This is a genomic window from Pseudomonas sp. B22(2017) (assembly GCF_002113105.1).
Taxonomy (GTDB): Bacteria; Pseudomonadota; Gammaproteobacteria; order Pseudomonadales; family Pseudomonadaceae; genus Aquipseudomonas; species Aquipseudomonas asiatica.
Genome location: NZ_NEJN01000002.1, coordinates 137,983 through 156,668, shown reverse-complemented (window position 1 = coordinate 156,668; position 18,686 = coordinate 137,983). Strand labels below are relative to the sequence as shown.

At 62.0% G+C, this 18,686-nt stretch carries 16 protein-coding genes; 7 read left to right on the top strand and 9 right to left on the bottom strand.

Annotated elements, in window-relative coordinates; genetic code table 11:
* Positions 1–173: 173 nt before the first annotated feature.
* The 5 genes from CAG18_RS04590 (at position 174) to fabB (ending at position 7,094) form a co-directional block, all read left to right on the top strand.
* Positions 174–2,321 carry a TonB-dependent siderophore receptor gene (locus CAG18_RS04590; protein ID WP_015271085.1) on the top strand — a complete coding sequence of 716 codons (2,148 nt, stop codon included), beginning with the start codon at positions 174–176 and terminating at the stop codon, positions 2,319–2,321.
* The gene (locus CAG18_RS04585) at positions 2,321–3,211 is read left to right on the top strand and encodes an ABC transporter substrate-binding protein (protein WP_015271086.1); all 891 of its coding nucleotides are present in this window, start codon (positions 2,321–2,323) and stop codon (positions 3,209–3,211) included. Before CAG18_RS04590 ends, CAG18_RS04585 begins: the two co-directional genes overlap by 1 nt.
* Positions 3,208–5,139 carry an ATP-binding protein gene (locus CAG18_RS04580; RefSeq protein WP_015271087.1) on the top strand — a complete coding sequence of 644 codons (1,932 nt, stop codon included), beginning with the start codon at positions 3,208–3,210 and terminating at the stop codon, positions 5,137–5,139. Before CAG18_RS04585 ends, CAG18_RS04580 begins: the two co-directional genes overlap by 4 nt.
* Positions 5,140–5,346: 207 nt before the next feature.
* Positions 5,347–5,862, top strand: a complete 516-nt coding sequence (gene fabA / locus CAG18_RS04575) for a 3-hydroxyacyl-[acyl-carrier-protein] dehydratase FabA (protein WP_003251509.1) — start codon at positions 5,347–5,349, stop codon at positions 5,860–5,862.
* 11 nt (positions 5,863–5,873) lie between these two features.
* Positions 5,874–7,094, top strand: a complete 1,221-nt coding sequence (fabB, locus tag CAG18_RS04570) for a beta-ketoacyl-ACP synthase I (protein WP_013973429.1) — start codon at positions 5,874–5,876, stop codon at positions 7,092–7,094.
* A gap of 175 nt (positions 7,095–7,269) precedes the next feature.
* On the opposite strand, the gene CAG18_RS04565 is transcribed toward fabB, so the two are convergent.
* Positions 7,270–8,271, bottom strand: a complete 1,002-nt coding sequence (locus CAG18_RS04565; protein ID WP_085720471.1) for an amidohydrolase family protein — start codon at positions 8,269–8,271, stop codon at positions 7,270–7,272.
* 117 nt (positions 8,272–8,388) lie between these two features.
* Between CAG18_RS04565 and CAG18_RS04560 the strand changes: the two genes are divergently transcribed.
* Complete coding sequence (locus CAG18_RS04560; protein ID WP_015271089.1) at positions 8,389–9,252, top strand: pirin family protein; 864 nt, start codon at positions 8,389–8,391, stop codon at positions 9,250–9,252.
* Positions 9,253–9,386: 134 nt separating this feature from the next.
* On the opposite strand, the gene CAG18_RS04555 is transcribed toward CAG18_RS04560, so the two are convergent.
* From CAG18_RS04555 to CAG18_RS04540, 4 genes are all read right to left on the bottom strand, one after another.
* A complete protein-coding gene (locus CAG18_RS04555; RefSeq protein WP_085720470.1) occupies positions 9,387–10,112 on the bottom strand; it encodes a dienelactone hydrolase family protein in 726 nt (241 codons plus the stop codon).
* Between the two features lie 79 nt (positions 10,113–10,191).
* On the bottom strand, positions 10,192–12,096 hold the full coding sequence (htpG, locus tag CAG18_RS04550) for a molecular chaperone HtpG (protein ID WP_023661535.1): 1,905 nt from the start codon (positions 12,094–12,096) through the stop codon (positions 10,192–10,194).
* 71 nt (positions 12,097–12,167) lie between these two features.
* On the bottom strand, positions 12,168–12,650 hold the full coding sequence (locus CAG18_RS04545) for a PaaI family thioesterase (RefSeq protein WP_015271092.1): 483 nt from the start codon (positions 12,648–12,650) through the stop codon (positions 12,168–12,170).
* Positions 12,647–13,123: a PaaI family thioesterase gene (locus CAG18_RS04540; RefSeq protein WP_054572522.1), complete on the bottom strand. Its 477-nt coding sequence runs from the start codon at positions 13,121–13,123 to the stop codon at positions 12,647–12,649. The genes CAG18_RS04545 and CAG18_RS04540 overlap by 4 nt, the downstream gene beginning before the upstream one ends.
* Before the next feature lie 154 nt (positions 13,124–13,277).
* Here CAG18_RS04540 and CAG18_RS04535 point away from each other — a divergent pair, with 154 nt between their 5' ends.
* A complete protein-coding gene (locus CAG18_RS04535; protein WP_015271093.1) occupies positions 13,278–13,571 on the top strand; it encodes a hypothetical protein in 294 nt (97 codons plus the stop codon).
* A 67-nt stretch (positions 13,572–13,638) separates the two neighbouring features.
* On the opposite strand, the gene CAG18_RS04530 is transcribed toward CAG18_RS04535, so the two are convergent.
* The 4 genes from CAG18_RS04530 to sucC all read right to left on the bottom strand — a co-directional run bounded on the left by CAG18_RS04530 (position 13,639) and on the right by sucC (position 18,532).
* Positions 13,639–14,388, bottom strand: coding sequence for a DUF599 domain-containing protein (locus tag CAG18_RS04530; RefSeq protein WP_015271094.1), 750 nt, complete (start codon positions 14,386–14,388; stop codon positions 13,639–13,641).
* A gap of 295 nt (positions 14,389–14,683) precedes the next feature.
* Positions 14,684–15,997, bottom strand: a complete 1,314-nt coding sequence (brnQ, locus tag CAG18_RS04525) for a branched-chain amino acid transport system II carrier protein (RefSeq protein ID WP_015271095.1) — start codon at positions 15,995–15,997, stop codon at positions 14,684–14,686.
* Positions 15,998–16,481: 484 nt separating this feature from the next.
* On the bottom strand, positions 16,482–17,366 hold the full coding sequence (gene sucD / locus CAG18_RS04520) for a succinate--CoA ligase subunit alpha (protein ID WP_004376004.1): 885 nt from the start codon (positions 17,364–17,366) through the stop codon (positions 16,482–16,484).
* Entirely contained in the window at positions 17,366–18,532 is a 1,167-nt protein-coding gene (gene sucC, locus CAG18_RS04515; protein WP_003254205.1) for an ADP-forming succinate--CoA ligase subunit beta, read from the bottom strand. Before sucC ends, sucD begins: the two co-directional genes overlap by 1 nt.
* Positions 18,533–18,686: the final 154 nt, after the last annotated feature.

Genomic DNA, 18,686 nt, shown 5'->3' with positions numbered 1-18,686 from the left:
TAAAGCCAAAAGTTAAGTGGCGACCCAGCCATTATACGGCTCGCCTGCTACAGAACCAGTGTCAGTACCGGCCCTTTCGCAGCGCAAGGCTGCTCCTACAGGTACCGTGCATGTCCTTAGATCGGGCTTCACTGGCAAGCAGATCACTGGCAAAACCCCCACGGTCAGTTACCATGCCTGTTTCAATCCTGATACAAGGCCGCTTTGTGTTCCCTGGCACGCCCTCGTACCCGCGCCTGCTCATACTGACTGCCCTGCTCGGCGGCCCGGCCGTGGCCGATGACCTGTTCATCGACAACACGGACCTGCCGCAGGTTCTGACCGCCACGCGCCTGAAACAATCCCCCGCCGCAGTCCCGGGCAGCATGACCGTGCTCGACAGCGAGCTGATCCGGGCCAGCGGTGCCCGTGACATCCCCGAGCTGCTGCGCCTGGTGCCGGGCATGATGGTGGGCTACAACGCCGGCAACCAACCCACGGTCAACTACCACGGCAGCAACGTCAACGATGCCCGACGCATGCAGGTGCTGATCGATGGCCGTTCGGTGTACCGCGCCGGCCTGGCCACGGTGGACTGGAGCGACATCCCCCTGGCCATGGAGGATATCGAGCGCATCGAGGTGTTCCGCGGCCCCAACACGGTCAGCTATGGCGCCAACGCGCTGATGGCGGTGGTCAACATCCTTACCCGCAACCCTGCCGACAGCCATGGCACGCGGCTGAAGATGACCCGCGGCCAGGACGGCATCAACGATTTCTACGCCAGCCACGGCTTCGGTTGGGAGAGTGGCGACATGCGCCTGTCGCTGTCAGGCCAGCAGGACGATGGCTTCGACGAGAACCAGTTCGGCCAGGACTACCGCGACAGCCGCCGGCTGACCCGCTTCAATATCAACGCCAGCCACAGCCTGGCACACGACCAGACCCTGGAATGGCAACTTGCTGCGAAGGAAGGCAGCAACCAGCGGCCTTATACCTACCAGCCGGTGTTCGCCAAATACGAAGCCGGTAACAACGCTGACGTCAGTGCCAAGGACTACGCCGGCTCATTGCGCTGGACCAAGGACTTCAGTTCTGAGCACAGCCTGTATATCCAAGGCTCTGCCCAACATTTCGACCGTCAGCAGGTGTGGCGTGCCTGTGACGCTTTGCAGTCGTTCAGCCCGGAATTGACCCAGCTCTGGCAAATGAACCCCGATTTCGCCGAAAAAGTGGCACGCGGCATTGCTACCGGCGCGCCACTTTCGACCAACGATCCCGTCATGAGAGGGCTTCTGGAGAAGGTCCAGCAGCAATGGGCGAACGGTGGCAACCAGCAGGTCTGCGGCGACGTCGACCAGAGCACCCGCGAAACCCGCTACGACCTGGAAATCCAGGACACCCTGAGCCTGACCGACAGCCTGCGCCTGCTCAGCGGCATGAACTACCGCTATGATCGTGCCGACTCGCAGACCTACTTCAATGGCAGCATCGACGACCAGACCTGGCGCCTGTTCGGCCAGCTGGAGTGGCGCGCCGACGAACACTGGATCCTGCAGGGTGGTGCCATGTTCGAGGACTCGCGCCTGTCCGGCAGCTCGCTGACCCCACGCGTGGCGGTCAACTACCTGATCACCCCGCGCCATGGCCTGCGTGCAGTGTATTCCGAGGCAGTGCGCTCTCCAGACATGTTCGAGAACAACGTCAACTGGAGCTACACGGTCAAGAACCTGACCCCCAACGCTTTTGGCCTGCAAAACGGCGAATACTTCGTCAAGACCCGCGGCCCGGGCGACCTCGACCAGGAACGCATGCGCTCGCGCGAACTCGGCTACAACGGCTACTTCAGCGACATCGACCTGAACATGGATGTGAAGCTGTTCTATGACGAGATCACCGGCATGATCAGCGAGCCCCTGAAGAACAACCAGTACATCGCCAGCAATGCCAACAAGGCCCGTTTCAGCGGCAGCGAGGCGCAACTGGACTGGCGCCCGACCCTGCGCGACCGTCTGCGGGTGACCTACGCCTACGTGGATGCCTGGGCCAGCAACCCCGCCGACCGCCGCCTCAGCGCGCGCAACAGCGGCTCGGCCGGGTGGATGCGCGAGTGGGGTGCCGGTTGGTCGAGCGCGCTGTTCTATTACGGTGACGATGCACTCAACCAGTATCGCTACGAGCGCCTGGACCTGCGTCTGGCCAAACGTTTCCGGGTGCATGGCAGCAACCTGGAGCTGGCGGCGCTGTGGCAACAGCGCCTGGACGATGAGCCGACCACGGCAATTCAGAACCGCTACGACAGCCGCCACCGCCTGAGCATCAGCGCGGAGCTGGAGTTCTGATGGCCCTGCTGCTGCGCCTGTTGCTGTTGTGCCTGTGGCCGATGGGGCCACTGTTCGCCAGCGAAATCCTGTTGGTAGGCGCGGAAGACCAGCCTGGCATTCGCAGTTTCGTCGCCGCGCTGGAAAGCCGCCGGCCGCACGACCATGTACATTTCCAGACCACCGCCGACCTGCCACCCCCGGGCAAGCTCAAGGCTGACCAGCGCCTGATCCTGCTGGACAACGCCGCACTGGAATGGCGCCTCGGGGAAACTGCCGGCCCGCCGGCCCTGGCCATGAGGGTCAGCCGGGTGCAGGCTGAACAGCGCCTGGGAAAGTCGCGGCCCGCGTTCCTCACGCTGCTGTGGAGCGATCCGCCGCTGGGCCGGCAGTTGCGCCTGGCGCGCTACCTGCTGCCGCAGGCCCAGCGCATTGGCGTGCTGTACGGTGAGCACAGCAGCTTTCTGCTCGAAGAGCTGCGCCACGCCGCCCGCCCGCTGGGCCTGGAGATCATTGCCCAGGACTGGCCCGACCCGCGCGACAGCCGCCCTTTGCAACACTTGTTGGCCAACAGTGACGTGCTGCTGGGCCTGGACGATGCCGACCTGTACAACTCCAAGACTGCGAAAAACCTGCTGTTGAGCAGCTATGGCCGGCAGATGGCGCTGATCGGCCCGAACGCCGGGTTCGTCCGCGCCGGCGCCCTGGCCAGCACCTTCAGCGACCAGGACGATTGGCTGGCGGTGCTCGACCAGTTGCTCGACCAGCCACCGGCGCGCTGGCCACGCAGCCTGTACCCGGTACGCTTCGGCGTCAGCGGCAACCAGCAGGTGGCGCGCGCCCTGGGCCTTGAACCGATCGATCCGAACGCCGCCGCCAAGGCCCTGGCCGAAGGAGAACCCACCCCATGAGCAAGCGCCTGAGCTGGGACATTCACACCCGCACCCAGATCATCAGCCTCGGCCCTGCCCTGCTGCTGACCTTGCTGCTGATCAGCTTCTTCACCTTCGTGCGTATCCAGGACCTGCGCCAGGAACTGAACCACACCGGGCAACTGATCGCCAACCAGTTGGCGCCAGCCTCGGAATACGGGGTGATCTCGGGCAACAACGAAGTGCTCGAGGGCCTGATGCGCGCCACGCTCAGCATCCCCCACGTGCGCTTCCTCGAGGTGCAGGACAGCCGCAACCACATACTGGTTTATGTGGAGCAGTCCGACGAAAGCGCCAACCGCGCGCAGCGCGTCGAAGTGTTCCAGGCGCCCATCCGCCTGCAGCAGATCCGCCTGGACAGCGACTTCCTGCAACAGGGCAAGGCCACCAGCCCGGCCATTGGCGACGATTACCTGGGCAGGGTCATCGTCGGCATGTCCGATGACGCCTTCAGCCAGCGCCAGCAGGAAATCGTGATCAAGGCCGGTATCCTCGCGCTGTTCGCCCTGCTGTTCACTTTCCTGCTGGCGCGCCGCCTGGCCCTTAGCCTCGCCAAGCCGATCAGCGACATGGGGCACGCGGTCAAGGCCATCCAGCAGGGCGAGTACCACACCCTGTTGCCGGTGGTCGATGACAGCGAACTGGGCCATCTGGCACGCCACATCAATAACCTGGCCCATGGCCTGGCGCAGGCCAGCAATGAACAGAAGCAGGCGATTGCCGAGCTTATCCAGGCCCGCGAGGAGGCCGAACAGGCCAACCGCACCAAATCGGATTTCCTGGCTATGATGAGCCACGAACTGCGCACGCCGATGAATGGCGTACTGGGCATGCTGCAGTTGCTGGAAACCACGCAGCTGAACAGCGAGCAGGCCGAGTACACCGCGGTGGCCAGCGAATCCACCGGGCACCTGCTCAAGGTCATCAATGACATCCTCGACTTCTCGCGCATCGAACGCGCCGCGCTGCAACTGGAACACATCGACTTCAACCTGGGTGAACTGATCACCAGCAGCGTCCAGTCGTTCCAGCACAGCGCCCAACAGCGCGGCCTTGCCCTGCACCTGCAAATGCCGGCGGGTATCGAGCAGCTGCAGGTGAACGGCGACCCCACGCGCATCCGCCAGATCCTGCTGAACCTGGTCGGCAACGCGCTGAAATTCACCGAACGCGGCCAGGTTCAGGTCGAGGCGCGCTGGCAGGTGCTGGACCGCCAACTGATCTGGCTGACCTGCAGTGTGCGCGACACCGGTATCGGCATCGACAACGAACGCCTGGAAATGATGTTCGTCGCCTTCCAGCAGGCCGACAGCTCGATTTCCCGCCGCTATGGCGGCACCGGGCTGGGACTGTCGATCGCCCGCACCCTGGCCGAACGCATGGGCGGCAAGCTGCGTGGCGAAAGCCGTGAGGGCCTGGGCTCGACCTTTACCCTGGAGATGCCTCTGGCCCTGGCCAGCCCTGCCCCGCTCTCGCTGACGCAACCAAGCGCTGCGCCACCGGCGGTAGCCGACAATGATCAGGTGCTGCTGGTAGAGGACAATCCGGTCAACCAAAGTGTCATCGAGGCCATGCTGCGTAGCCTGGGGCTGGCGGTATGCACGGCCGAGGACGGCCTGGAGGCGGTCGAACGGGTCAGCCAGCAGCGTTTTGCCGCCGTGCTGATGGACTGCCGCCTGCCGCACCTGGACGGCTATGAAGCCACCCGGCGTATCCGCCAGCTGCCCAACGGCGCCAGGCTACCGATCATCGCCCTGACCGCCAACGCCTTGCAGGGCGACCGCGAGCGTTGCATGGCGGCCGGCATGGACGACTACCTGAGCAAACCCTTGCGCCGCACTGAACTGCAGCGCGTGCTGCAGCGCTGGCTACCCGGTCAGACAACCGCGACTGGCGATAAATGCTAAAGTGCGGCAGTCTTAAACACTGGACAGGACCTTCATCGGACCTGAAAATAGACGTTTCAGTGCACACCTGTACTTCTTTCACCGGGTGCACTGTGACTTTCACCACAACGCAATAGTCTACCTGTAGGCTGCCGCCCCGAACGCGATGCGTATCGGGCCGGCCGGGAAGATTCATCCCCTGCCGCAGGGGGTTATTGAGGAGCTCGCATGACCAAACAACACGCCTTTACTCGGGAAGACCTGCTGCGCTGCAGTCGCGGTGAGCTGTTCGGCCCAGGTAATGCGCAACTGCCCGCGCCGAACATGCTGATGGTCGATCGCATCACCCATATCAGCGAAGAAGGCGGCAAGTACGGCAAAGGTGAATTGGTCGCCGAGCTGGATATCAATCCGGACCTGTGGTTCTTCGCCTGCCACTTCGAAGGCGACCCGGTAATGCCGGGCTGCCTGGGGCTTGATGCCATGTGGCAGCTGGTAGGTTTCTTCCTCGGCTGGCAGGGCCTGCCAGGCCGCGGGCGCGCCCTGGGTTCGGGCGAGGTGAAGTTCTTCGGCCAGGTACTGCCGGAAGCCAAGAAAGTCACTTACAACATTCACATCAAGCGCGTCCTGAAGGGCAAGCTGAACATGGCCATCGCCGATGGCTCGGTCAGCGTCGACGGCCGCGAGATCTACACTGCCGAAGGCCTGCGGGTCGGCGTGTTCACCTCCACTGACAATTTCTAAGGGTTATTCGCATGCGCCGCGTCGTTATCACTGGTCTGGGCATCGTATCGTGCCTGGGCAATGACAAAGCTACCGTCACCGAAAACCTGCGCAACAGCCGTCCGGGTATCCGTTACAACCCGGAATACAAGGAAATGGGGCTGCGTAGCCAGGTTTCCGGGTCCATCGACCTCAACCTCGAAGAACTGATCGACCGCAAGGTCTACCGCTTCGTCGGCCACGCTGCTGCCTACGCCTACCTGGCGATGCAGGATGCGATCAAGGACGCCGGCCTGACCGAAGAGCAGGTTTCCAACCCGCGTACCGGCCTGGTGGCGGGCTCCGGCGGCGCCTCGACCCTGAACCAGATGGAAGCGCTGGACACCCTGCGTGAGAAAGGCGTCAAGCGCGTCGGCCCGTACCGCGTTACCCGCACCATGGGCAGCACCGTTTCGGCGTGCCTGGCCACCCCGTTCAAGATCAAGGGCATCAACTACTCGATCTCCTCGGCCTGCGCCACTTCGGCACACTGCATCGGCACCGCCCTGGAGCAGATCCAGTGGGGCAAGCAGGACATCGTCTTCGCCGGTGGCGGTGAAGAAGAGCACTGGAGCCAGTCGTTCCTGTTCGATGCCATGGGCGCCCTGTCGACCAAGCGCAACGAAACCCCGGAACAGGCCTCGCGCGCCTACGACGCCGACCGTGATGGCTTCGTCATCGCTGGCGGTGGCGGCATGGTGGTGGTCGAGGAGCTGGAACACGCCCTGGCCCGTGGCGCCAAGATCTACGCGGAAATCGTCGGCTACGGCGCCACTTCCGACGGCTACGACATGGTTGCCCCGAGCGGCGAAGGTGCTATCCGCTGCATGCAGCAGGCGCTGTCGACCGTCGACACTCCGATCGATTACCTGAACACCCACGGCACCTCGACCCCGGTCGGTGACGTTGCCGAGATCAAGGGCGTTCGCGCCGTGTTCGGCGACAAGGCACCGAAAATCAGCTCGACCAAGAGCCTTTCGGGCCACTCGCTGGGCGCTGCCGGCGTACACGAGGCGATCTACTGCCTGCTGATGATGGAAAACAACTTCATCGCCGGCTCCGCCAACATCGACGAGCTGGACCCGGAGGTCGCCGACCTGCCGATCCTGCGCAAGACCGAAGAAAACGCCAAGATCGACACGGTCATGAGCAACAGCTTCGGCTTCGGCGGCACCAACGCCACCCTGGTGCTCAAGCGCTGGGAAGGCAAGTAAGACGCTACTGCGGTAAACGAAAACGCCCCGACTGGTTCGGGGCGTTTTCATTTGTGTGCCTGTACCGGCCTCTTCGCGGGCGCGCCCGCTCCCACAGGTACAGCACCGGTTTCAAGAGCAGCGCGGCCCCTGTGGGAGCGGGTTTACCCACGAAAGGGCCGGCACAGGCGAAATACTATTGCTTGGGCAACACATCCAGAAAATTCTCCCTGGCCACCTTATTGGCAACTTGTTCCGGCAATGCATCCAGAAACGGCCTGAACCCGTGCATCTGCTCCCCAAGGCTACCAAACCGCCCCACCACATCCGAACCCAGCATGAACCGCTCCGGGAATTTCTCGACCAGTGCCAGCCACTCCTTGCGCGGTACACCCTGGCCATCCAGCAGATAGGGTTTCAGCACGCTCCACGACAAATCGACATACAGGTTCGGGTAATCCTCCAGCAACCGCGTCAGCACCGGCAGCAGAAAGTCCATTTGCGTCTGGTGCCGGTGAATCTCCATGCTGCTGCCGGCGTGCGCCCAGATGAACCGCGTGTGCGGGTGATTGCGCAGCGGCTGTTCGATCTCCGCCAGGTACAGCGGGTTACGCTCGCGCTTGGAGGTGATGTTGGAATGCAGCAGCACCGGCAGGTCGCGCTCGGCCGCCAGGTGGTAGATACGCGCCATGGCTTCGTTGTTGGCACGCGGCGTGTCACCGCTGGTCAGAGCAGTCAGGTCATCGTGGCGGGTGAACACCTCACCAATGCCCTGCCACAGCCCCGGATGCAGATCGAGCATGCGCTCGATATGGCTGGCGGCGTTCTTGTCCACCGGATTGAAGCCGGCCAGGAACGGATGAAAGCGCTTGCGCTGCTCGTCGGGCAGTTGCTGTAGCGCCGCCGCCACGTAGGTATCGGTGGCGCTGTACCAGTAGGCTTCGGCGTCATCCCCAGCGTAATAGCGTGGGCGCTTGGGCTCGTCTTCATGCCACTTCTTGGCCACCGGCACGCCGGAAATCATCGACTGCTCGATACCGGCGGCATCCATGGCCTTGATCAGCGCAGGCATGCCTTCGCTTTCCTGGAAGAAGTCGACGTAGTGCAGGTGGGCATCACTGTAGCGGTAGTCGCGTGCCTGCGCCGCTTGGCACAGCCAGGTGGATAACAGCACGCAGGCCAACGCTCTCACGATCATGATGAAGCTTCCTTTTCCGGGTATCAGATCTCTAGACCGGCCGGCCTGCGAGACGGTTCAGCCGGGGCGGGCAAACCGCTATGCTTGGGGCATTTCCACCTTGCCTGGAGCCTTCCCATGAGCAGCCCCCTGGTCATCCGCCCACGTGCCGAATCGGTCGAGGGCCAGCCGATCCTGCGCCCGCTGCCATCGGCCCAGTGTCGCAGCGTCGGCCCGTTCGTGTTTTTCGACCACATGCTCGAAACCGACTATGCCCCGGGGCATGGCATGGACATCCGCCAGCACCCGCATATCGGCCTGTCGACCCTTACCTACCTGTTCGAAGGGGCAATCCTGCACAAGGACAGCCTCGGCTCGGTGCAGCGGGTGCTGCCGGGCGACGTCAGCTGGATGACCGCAGGCAGCGGTGTGGCCCATGTCGAGCGTACTCCTGAAGATGCCCTGGCCCATGGCTCACGCCTGCACGGGCTGCAGGTATGGCTGGCATCGCCACGCGAGCAGGAACAAGGCCCGGCAAGCTACAGCCATCACCCGGCGGCGAGCCTGCCGGTCAGCGACAGCCTGGGAGTACGCATCTGCATGATCGCCGGCAGCGGGTTCTGCCTGGAATCGCCGGTGCCGGTGCTCTCCCCTACCCTGTACGCGCATGTACAGATGCAACCGGCAACCACGCTATTGGTGCCGAACGAGCATGCGCAGCGGGCGCTGTACCTGCTCGATGGTGAGCTGGTGATGAACGATGAGGATGTGGAACCCTGCAGCCTGGTGGTCCTGCCCGAGGGTAAAGAGGTGACGCTGTATGCGGAGGGTGAGTGCCAGCTGGTGCTGATTGGTGGCGCACCACTGGATGGGCCGCGGCGGATGAACTGGAACTTTGTCGCCAGTGATGTGGAGCTGATCGAACAGGCCCGGGCCAAGTGGGCTGCTGGGGAATGGCCGGTGGTGCCGGGGGAAACCTCGAGGATCGAATTGCCTAGGTGATTTTGGGGGCCGCTCTGCGGCCCATTCGCGGCACAAGGCCGCTCCTGCAGGGAAGCGCGTAACTCATGGCTTGCGCGGCCTTTGTAGGAGCGGCCTTGTGCCGCGAATGGGCTGCAAAGCAACCCCGTGCAATCTCAGCGCTGGAACACTTCGGTCAGCAGGTTATGCATCGAGCGGAACGCCCGCTCCGAGGTACGCCGGTCATACTGCATCTTGCCCGGCACATTGGCACTCGGGTCGGTAAACGAGTGCACCGCGCCGCCATAGCTCAGCAATTGCCAGTCAACCTTGGCCGCGTTCATCTCCTCCTCGAACGCCGGCAACTGCTCCTTCGGCACCAGTGGATCGGAAGCGCCGTGCAGCACCAGCACCGAGCCCTTGATGCGCTTGGCATCTTCCGGGTTCGGGGTATCCAGGGTGCCATGGAACGACACCGCCGCACGCAAATCGGCGCCAGTACGGGCCAGCTCCAGTGCACAGCAGCCACCAAAGCAGAAACCAAACGTGCCGACCTTGCCCGGTTCCAGCAGCGCCTTCGACTGCCCCAACAGTTGCGCCAGGGCTTCCTGCATGCGCTTGCGCAGCTCGTCTCGGTCATTCTTCAACGGCATCATCGCCGCGCCGGCCTCGTCGGCATTGGACGGACGCACCGATTGCCCGTACAGGTCGGCAATCAGCACTACATAGCCCTTCTCGGCCACTTCCTTGGCGATGCGCTCGGCACCTTCGCCTATACCCATCCAGTTCGGCGCCATCACCAGACCTGGCCGCCCCAGCGCGCCCGGCTCGTATACCAAGCGGCTTTCATACGCCTTGCCGGACAGGTGATAGACCAGCGATTCGACGATTACTTTGCTCATCAAGCACTCCTTTGGCACTCGTCATCAATATGCTCGCCATGAAAAAAGCCCGCCGAAGCGGGCTTTCCTATGCATCAACTCAAGCAGACAGTTCGACCAGCAGCTTGTTCAGGCGACGAACGTAAGCCGCCGGGTCCTTCAAGCTGTCACCGGCCGCGAGGGCTGCCTGATCGAACAGGATGTGCGACAGCTCGGCGAAGCGGTCTTCGCTCTGCTCGTTGTCCAGCTTCTCGATCAGCGGGTGGGTCGGGTTGAACTCGAAGATCGGCTTGGACTCCGGCACCTTCTGCCCGCTGGCTTCGAGGATCTGGCGCATCTGCAGGCCCAGGTCCTGCTCACCGATGGCCAGGATCGCCGGCGAGTCGGTCAGGCGGTGCGATACGCGCACTTCGGCCACGCTGTCACCCAGCGCGCCCTTCAGGCGCTCGACCAGGCCTTCCTTGTCCTTGGCGACTTCTTCCTGGGCCTTCTTGTCTTCTTCCGAGTCCAGCTTGCCCAGGTCCAGGTCGCCACGGGCGACGTCGACAAAGGCCTTGCCGTCGAACTCGTTCAGGTAGCTCATCAGCCACTCGTCGATACGGTCGGTCAGCAGCAGCACTTCGATGCCTTTCTTGCGGAAGACTTCCAGGTGCGGGCTGTTCTTGACCTGCGCGTACGACTCGCCGGTGAGGTAGTAGATCTTGTCCTGGCCTTCCTTGACGCGAGCCAGGTAGTCGGCCAGGGCGACGCTCTGCTCGCCGCTGTCGTCCTGGGTGGAAGCGAAGCGCAGCAGGCCGGCGATCTTTTCCTTGTTGGCGAAGTCTTCGGCCGGGCCTTCCTTCAGCACCTGACCGAAGTTTTTCCAGAAGCCCTTGTACTGCTCGGGCTCGTTCTTCGCCAGCTTCTCCAGCATGTCCAGCACGCGCTTGGTCAGCGCGGTCTTCATCGAGTCGATGATCGGGTCTTTCTGCAGGATTTCACGCGACACGTTCAGCGACAGGTCGTTGGAGTCGACCACACCCTTGATGAAGCGCAGGTACAGCGGCAGGAACGATTCGGCCTGGTCCATGATGAACACGCGCTGCACGTACAGCTTCAGGCCGCGTGGCGCTTCGCGCTGGTACAGGTCGAACGGCGCGCGGGCCGGCACGTACAGCAGCGAGTTGTATTCGAGCTTGCCTTCTACTTTGTTGTGGCTCCAGGCCAGCGGGTTTTCGAAGTCATGGCCGATGTGCTTGTAGAACTCCTGGTATTCCTCGTCCTTGATTTCGGTACGCGGACGGGTCCACAGGGCGCTGGCACGGTTGACGGTTTCCCACTCTTCGGCCGGCTGCTCTTCGCCTTCGGCGGTAGCTTGCTCTTTCAGCAGCTGGATCGGCATGGCGATGTGGTCGGAGTACTTCTTGACCACGTTGCGCAGGCGCCAGCCATCGGCGAACTCCTGCTCGCCCTTCTTCAGGTGCAGGACGATGCGGGTGCCGCGCTGAGGCTTGTCGATGGTAGCGACTTCGAACTCACCTTCGCCCTTCGACGACCAGTGCACGCCTTCAGCGGCCGGCTGGCCGGCACGGCGGCTGTACACGTCGACCTTGTCGGCAACGATGAACGCGGAGTAGAAGCCCACGCCGAACTGACCGATCAGGTGCGAGTCCTTCTTCTGGTCACCGGTGAGGTTCTTCATGAAGTCGGCAGTGCCGGACTTGGCGATGGTACCCAGGTGGGCGATGACGTCTTCGCGGCTCATGCCGATGCCGTTGTCCTCGAGGGTCACGGTACCGGCGTCCTTGTCGAAGCTCAGGCGAATCTTCAGGTCGGCGTCGCCTTCGAACAGCTCTGGCTTGGCCAGGGCCTCGAAACGCAGCTTGTCGGCGGCGTCGGAGGCGTTGGAGATCAATTCACGCAGGAAGATCTCCTTGTTCGAATACAGGGAATGGATCATGAGGTGCAGCAGCTGCTTTACCTCGGTCTGGAAGCCCAGCGTTTCTTTTTGAGTCTCCACACTCATGGTCTTCAAAACTCCGATCTGATGGCAGTTGACGCCTGGCGGCCAGGTTGGCCAGCGTTTAGCGGCGGATGTCATGCAGATGGGGGCTGCCCGGATGATTTCAAGGGCTTTTCCGGTTCGATCTTGAAATGGGCCCGAGCCGTGGCGATCGGCGACTGCCTGTCCCCCTGCCAGGCGGTGATGGCCACATTGGTCACCCGCCGGCCCTGGCGCCAAAGCTGGCATTGGGCGTAGGTATCGCGAAAGTGCCCGGCGCGCAGGTAATCGATGGAAAAGTCGATGATCTTCGGAATGCTTGCGCTCTCGCTGAAGATCAGCAGGTACAGCGCTGCCGACAGTTCCATGAAGCCCGCGATCACCCCGCCGTGGATGGCCGGCAGCAGCGGGTTGCCGATGTTGTCCTGGTTGGCCGGCAGGCGGAACAGCAGGTCATCGCCCTGACGCTCGCATTCAATGCCGATCAGGCCGGCATAGGGGATCAGCGCCAGCAAGGGCCGATAGTCTCCCACCGCATGAGCAGCGTTGAGCTGTTGGCGAACATTGTGCGGAATCATGCTCCGCCCTCCTTCAGGCTGTTGCCGAAGCGGATGCCACCCTTGATCTCCTGGCCCAGGCGCATGAACGTGCCCACCACCTGGCAGATAGGCTGAGCGGGGTCATCCTGGTAGGCCGTGCCACGGGTGAAGATCACATCGCGGGTGACCCGGTAGCATTGGGCATGGCCGTAGATGTCTTTGCCGGCCTTGGCCGGATGCATATAGTCGATGCGCAGGTCCAGTGTCGGGCACACTTCGAAGCGCGGCAGCACGCACAGCGTGGCCATGCCGCAAGTGGTGTCCATCAGCGTGGTCAGCGCGCCGCCATGCACGGCGCCGGTCTGCGGGTTGCCGACAATGGCCGCAGACCAGGGCAGCACCAGGGTCATGCCATTGGCATTGGTTTGCACCACACGCATTTGCAACAACTGACAATGTTTCAGGGCCGAGAGAAAACGCTCGGCCATGGCCATCAAGGTTGAATCACTCATTGGCTGTTTCCCTGCGCATTGCCGCAGCGGCATAAAATCGTTAAAAAGTCTATATAGAACGGGACGTTATATATGTGTAATCTTCGCGGAACTTATTCCGCGTAGTTGCACTCGAAGGAACAAGTCACTTATTCCACCAAGGAGAAACACCCCCATGCGTAAACCTTTTGCTTTTGCTCTGATGCTGGCCGCTGCCATGGGCCTGGCCGCTTGCGATAAAGCGAGCGAAGACAAAGCCCAGGACGCACAGCAACACGCCGAGCAAGCCCAGGAAAAAGCGGGCGAAGCTCAGGATAAAATGAACGAGGCTGCCAAGGAAAACGCCGAAGCCGCCAAAGATCAGGCCGAAGCCGAGCAGAAGGCCGCCGAAGAAGCCGCTCCGGCTACTCCGGCTCCGGAAGCCGCTCCAGCTACCCCAGCTGCTCCAGCCGAACCTGCCAAGCAGTAATCGGCTAAAACAAAAAAACCCGACATTGTCGGGTTTTTTTGTGCCTGAAACTTATGGATTAAACGTTTCAGGTTCCAGGAGCGGTGTTTTCCTTGGCGGGTTCGATCGAAACACTTTCGGTAGGTGTGAACACCATCACATCCAATACATCCGAATGGAACTCGCGGCGGTACAGAATCAGCACCACCCCGACACTCATGACCATGAATAACCATGGGCTGATGAACCAGCTCAACATGGCCATGCCGAAGTAATAGGAACGCAGGCCCAGGTTGAACTGGTTGGCGGCAAGCGACAGCACCCGCGCCGCCCGCGAGGCGAATGCCTTGCGTTCAAGCTCATTGACCAGCCGTTCACCGATCATCGGCGCCGACCCCACCAGTACTGCCGCGAAGTTGTATTGGCGCATGCACCAGCTGAAGGTGAAAAAGGCATAGACGAAGACCATGGCCAGGCACAGCAGCTTGATCTCCGACATGCCCTGGGAGGTCTGCTGCACCAGCGGCAGGTCGGCCAGCAGCGACAGCGCCCGGTCGGAAGCCCCGAGCACGGTGAGGATACCGGCGAGGATGATCAGGGTGCTGGAGGCGAAGAACGAGGCGTTGCGCTCGAGGTTGCCGATCACGCTCGCATCGGCAATGCGGTTGTCGCGCAGCAGCATGCGGCGCATCCAGTCTTCGCGGTACAGGTGCAGCACGCTGGCCAGGCACGCGGTGTCGCGGCCCTTCCAGATGGCATAACGGGTGTAACCGCCCCAGCACAGGGCGAACCAGATGATGGCCAAAAGATTGTTGAAGTTGCTTTGGATGAAGTTCATGCACGGTTCCCGGGAGGGCCAGATACCTGAAGGATAGGGACCGGATTTCGACGCTGGCAAGCGTTAAAAGGCACACATCCACCCAGAAATCCGCACTGCCTGTTCTGGCCTCTTCGCAGCACAAGGCTGCTCCTACAGGTACGGCACTGCACTTGTAGGAGCAGCCTTGTGCTGCGAAGAGGCCAGTGCAGGCAAAGAAAAAGCCCCGCATCCTTTCGGATACGGGGCTCTTGAGTTTCCACCCTTGGCGAGCACCCTTCGGCTTGTGGCCGGTGCCGCCCTCAGGCTTCGACTATCAGGCCAGCGCTTCGCGCGGCTTGCCGAGCATGCGGTCGCAGGCCACGGCGCCAACCAGGGTCACCACCGAAGGCACCAGCCAGGCCAGGCCCTGGTCGCTCAGCGGCAGGTGAGCCATGAAGTCCGGCAGCACGTGGGCAATGCTGCTGCCCTTGATCGCATCGACCATGCCGAACAGCAGCGATACCAGCATCACTGGTGCCAGGATGCGGGTCGGCGAGTTCCACAGGTCCTTCACGAAGCTCAGCCCGACCACCACGATGCACGGCGGGTAGATCGCCGTAAGCACCGGGATCGAGAACATGATCAGCTTGGTCAGGCCGAGATTGGAGATCAACAGCGAGAAGCCCGCCAGAATCACCACCAGAGCGCGGTACGACAGCGGAAGGATCTGGCTGAAGTACTCGGCGCAAGCACAGGTCAGGCCAACGGCGGTCACCAGGCAGGCCAGCGCGATCAGCACGGCGAGGAAACCGCTGCCCAGCGAACCGAAGGTATGCTGCACGTAGGCATGCAGTACCGCCGCACCGTTGGTAGCGTCAGCCGCGATCTCGTGGCTGGTTGCACCCAGTCGGAACAGGCTGATATACACCAGGGCCAGACCGACGCCTGCGATCAGGCCGGCAATGATGGCATAGCGGGTGATCAGTTTCGGCGACTCGACACCGCGCGAGCGGATGGCGTTGACGATGACGATACCGAACACCAGGGCACCCAGGGTGTCCATGGTCAGGTAACCATCGGAGAAGCCCTTGGAGAACGCTGCGGCGGCATAGGCCGGCTGCGCTTCACCAATGGTGCCGGCAGGCAGCGCGAAGGCGGCGATGCCCAGCACCGCCAGGGCGATGATCTTCAGCGGCGCCAGGAAGCGGCCCACGGTGTCGAGCAGCTTGCCCGGGTACATCGACACGGCCAGTACCACGAGGAAGTACACCAGGCTGTAGATGAACAGCGCCAGCGGGCTTTCGCCGGTCAGCGGCGCAACGCCCACTTCGAACGATACGGTCGCGGTGCGCGGGGTGGCGAACAGCGGGCCGACCGACAGGTAGCACACGGCCGCCAGCAGGCCACCGAAGAACTTGCCGATCGGGCTGCTCAGGGCATCCATGCCGCCGCCGACCTTGGCCAGGGCGACCACGGTGATGACCGGCAGGCCCACGGCGGTAACCAGGAAGCCAAGGGCCGCCATCCATACGTGCGGGCCAGACTGCAGACCGACGATAGGCGGGAAGATGATGTTGCCAGCGCCCACGAAAAGCGCAAACGTCATAAAGCCAAGCGCCAGGATATCCTGGCCTTTGAGAACTTTCATTTAAGGTAGTACCACACTGCTGAAATCGGGATTCGAGAGGGGATTTCCCTTTGGATGAGGGGAAATGCTGCCCGGCTTGATAGGCCAGACCCGTTTAGCGTGTCGTTCCCTTTTGGGGTACGGGCACAGAGTGAGCGCGTAATGTAACTGTTTTGTCAGTCAAACGCACTGGCACAGTGCTGCTTGTCCGATGTGCGTACATGTTTGTCGTCTGTGCAACCGAGGACAGCGAGAATTATCCCGATATTGGGAAGTTTGTCTGCGTGAAAATCCCTATCAAACCCATCGAAAGTTCTTCGCAGTTTGCACTGGCCCTATCGCCGGCAAGCCAGCTCCCACAGGAGACCTTCACAATCAGGGCCTGTGGTGATCTCCTGTGGGAGCTGGCTTGCCGGCGATAGGGCCAGTGCAGGATTACCCAAGCCCCAGAAACGACAAAGGCCACCCGAAGGTGGCCTCTGTGCGCGTGGGGGGTGTAGCAGTATTACTTCTTGACTTCCCAGCCAGTCAGCTCGGCCAGGGCCTTGCCGATGTCAGCCAGGGAACGCACGGTCTTCACACCAGCGTCCTGCAGGGCCGCGAACTTCTCGTCCGCAGTACCCTTGCCGCCGGAGATGATGGCGCCAGCGTGGCCCATGCGCTTGCCCGCAGGTGCGGTAACACCAGCGATGTAGGAAACGACAGGCTTGGTGACGTTGGCCTTGATGTAGGCCGCAGCTTCTTCTTCAGCCGAACCGCCGATCTCACCGATCATGACGATCGCTTCGGTCTTCGGGTCTTCCTGGAACAGCTTCAGGATGTCGATGAAGTTGGAGCCCGGGATCGGGTCACCGCCGATGCCGACGCAGGTCGACTGGCCGAAGCCGGCGTCGGTGGTCTGCTTCACAGCTTCGTAGGTCAGGGTGCCGGAACGCGAAACGATACCGACCTTGCCTGGCAGGTGGATGTGGCCAGGCATGATGCCGATCTTGCACTCGCCCGGGGTGATGACACCTGGGCAGTTAGGGCCGATCAGGGTCACGCCCAGCTCGTCGCACTTGACCTTGGCATCCAGCATGTCCAGGGTAGGAATGCCTTCGGTGATGCACACGATCAGCTTGATGCCGCCGAAGGCAGCTTCCAGGATCGAGTCCTTGCAGAAAGGAGCCGGAACGTAGATCACCGAAGCGTCGGCGCCGGTAGCTTCCACAGCTTCTTTCACAGTGTTGAACACTGGCAGGCCCAGGTGGGTGGTGCCACCCTTGCCTGGGGTTACGCCGCCGACCATCTTGGTGCCGTAGGCGATGGCCTGTTCGGAGTGGAAAGTACCCTGCGAGCCAGTGAAGCCCTGGCAGATGACTTTGGTGTCTTTATTGATCAGGACGCTCATTACTTGCCCTCCGCAGCTTTGACAACTTGTTGAGCAGCGTCGGTCAGGCTGGTTGCCGCAATGATGTTCAAACCGCTTTCTGCCAGTACTTTAGCGCCCAGTTCGGCGTTGTTGCCTTCAAGGCGAACGACAACCGGAACTTTCACGCCGACTTCTTTCACTGCACCGATGATGCCTTCGGCAATCATGTCGCAGCGAACGATGCCGCCGAAGATGTTGACCAGAACGGCCGCGACATTGCTGTCGGACAGAATGATCTTGAACGCTTCGGTAACGCGCTCTTTGGTAGCACCACCGCCAACGTCGAGGAAGTTGGCCGGCTTGCCGCCGTGCAGGTTGACGATGTCCATGGTACCCATGGCCAGGCCGGCACCGTTGACCATGCAGCCGATGTTGCCTTCGAGGGCAACGTAGTTCAGTTCGAACTTGGCAGCGTGGGCTTCACGGGCGTCGTCCTGCGACGGGTCGTGGAAGGTTTTCAGCTTCGGCTGACGGTACATGGCGTTGGCGTCGATGTTGATCTTGGCATCGAGGCAGTGCAGGTCGCCGTCGGCCTTGATCACCAGCGGGTTCACTTCCAGCAGGGCCAGGTCGTGATCCTTGAACAGCTTGGCCAGACCAACGAAGATCTTGGCGAACTGTTGAACTTGCTTGCCTTCCAGGCCCAGCTGGAATGCCAGCTCGCGACCCTGGAACGGCTGAGCGCCGACCAGCGGGTCGATGGTGGCCTTGAGGATCTTCTCAGGCGTTTCGTGAGCGACTTTCTCGATGTCCACGCCACCTTCGGTGGAAGCCATGAACACGATACGGCGGCTCGAACGATCGACTACAGCGCCCAGGTACAGCTCTTTGGCGATGTCAGTGCAGGATTCGACCAGAATCTTGGAGACGGGTTGACCGTTGGCATCGGTCTGGTAGGTAACCAGATTCTTGCCCAACCACTGTGCAGCGAACGCCTTGGCGTCTTCTTTGCTGCGAACCAGCTTGACGCCGCCCGCCTTACCGCGACCACCCGCGTGAACCTGGGCTTTTACCACCCACTCGTTCCCGCCGATCTTGTCGCAGGCTTCTGCAGCTTGCTCAGGGGTATCGACAGCGAAACCCTTGGAAACTGGCAGGCCGTACTCAGCGAACAGCTGCTTACCCTGATACTCGTGAAGATTCATGCTTTTTACCGTCTTCGTTAGGTACTGCGCTTCGGCGCTGCGCCATCACTGGCGCCGCACCACCTGTGACCGTTGACCCCGGGTTTTCCCGTGTGATCCGGTCCGGCGGACTTTCCGCGGTGAGTCATGCACGCAAGACTCACGACGGGCAGCC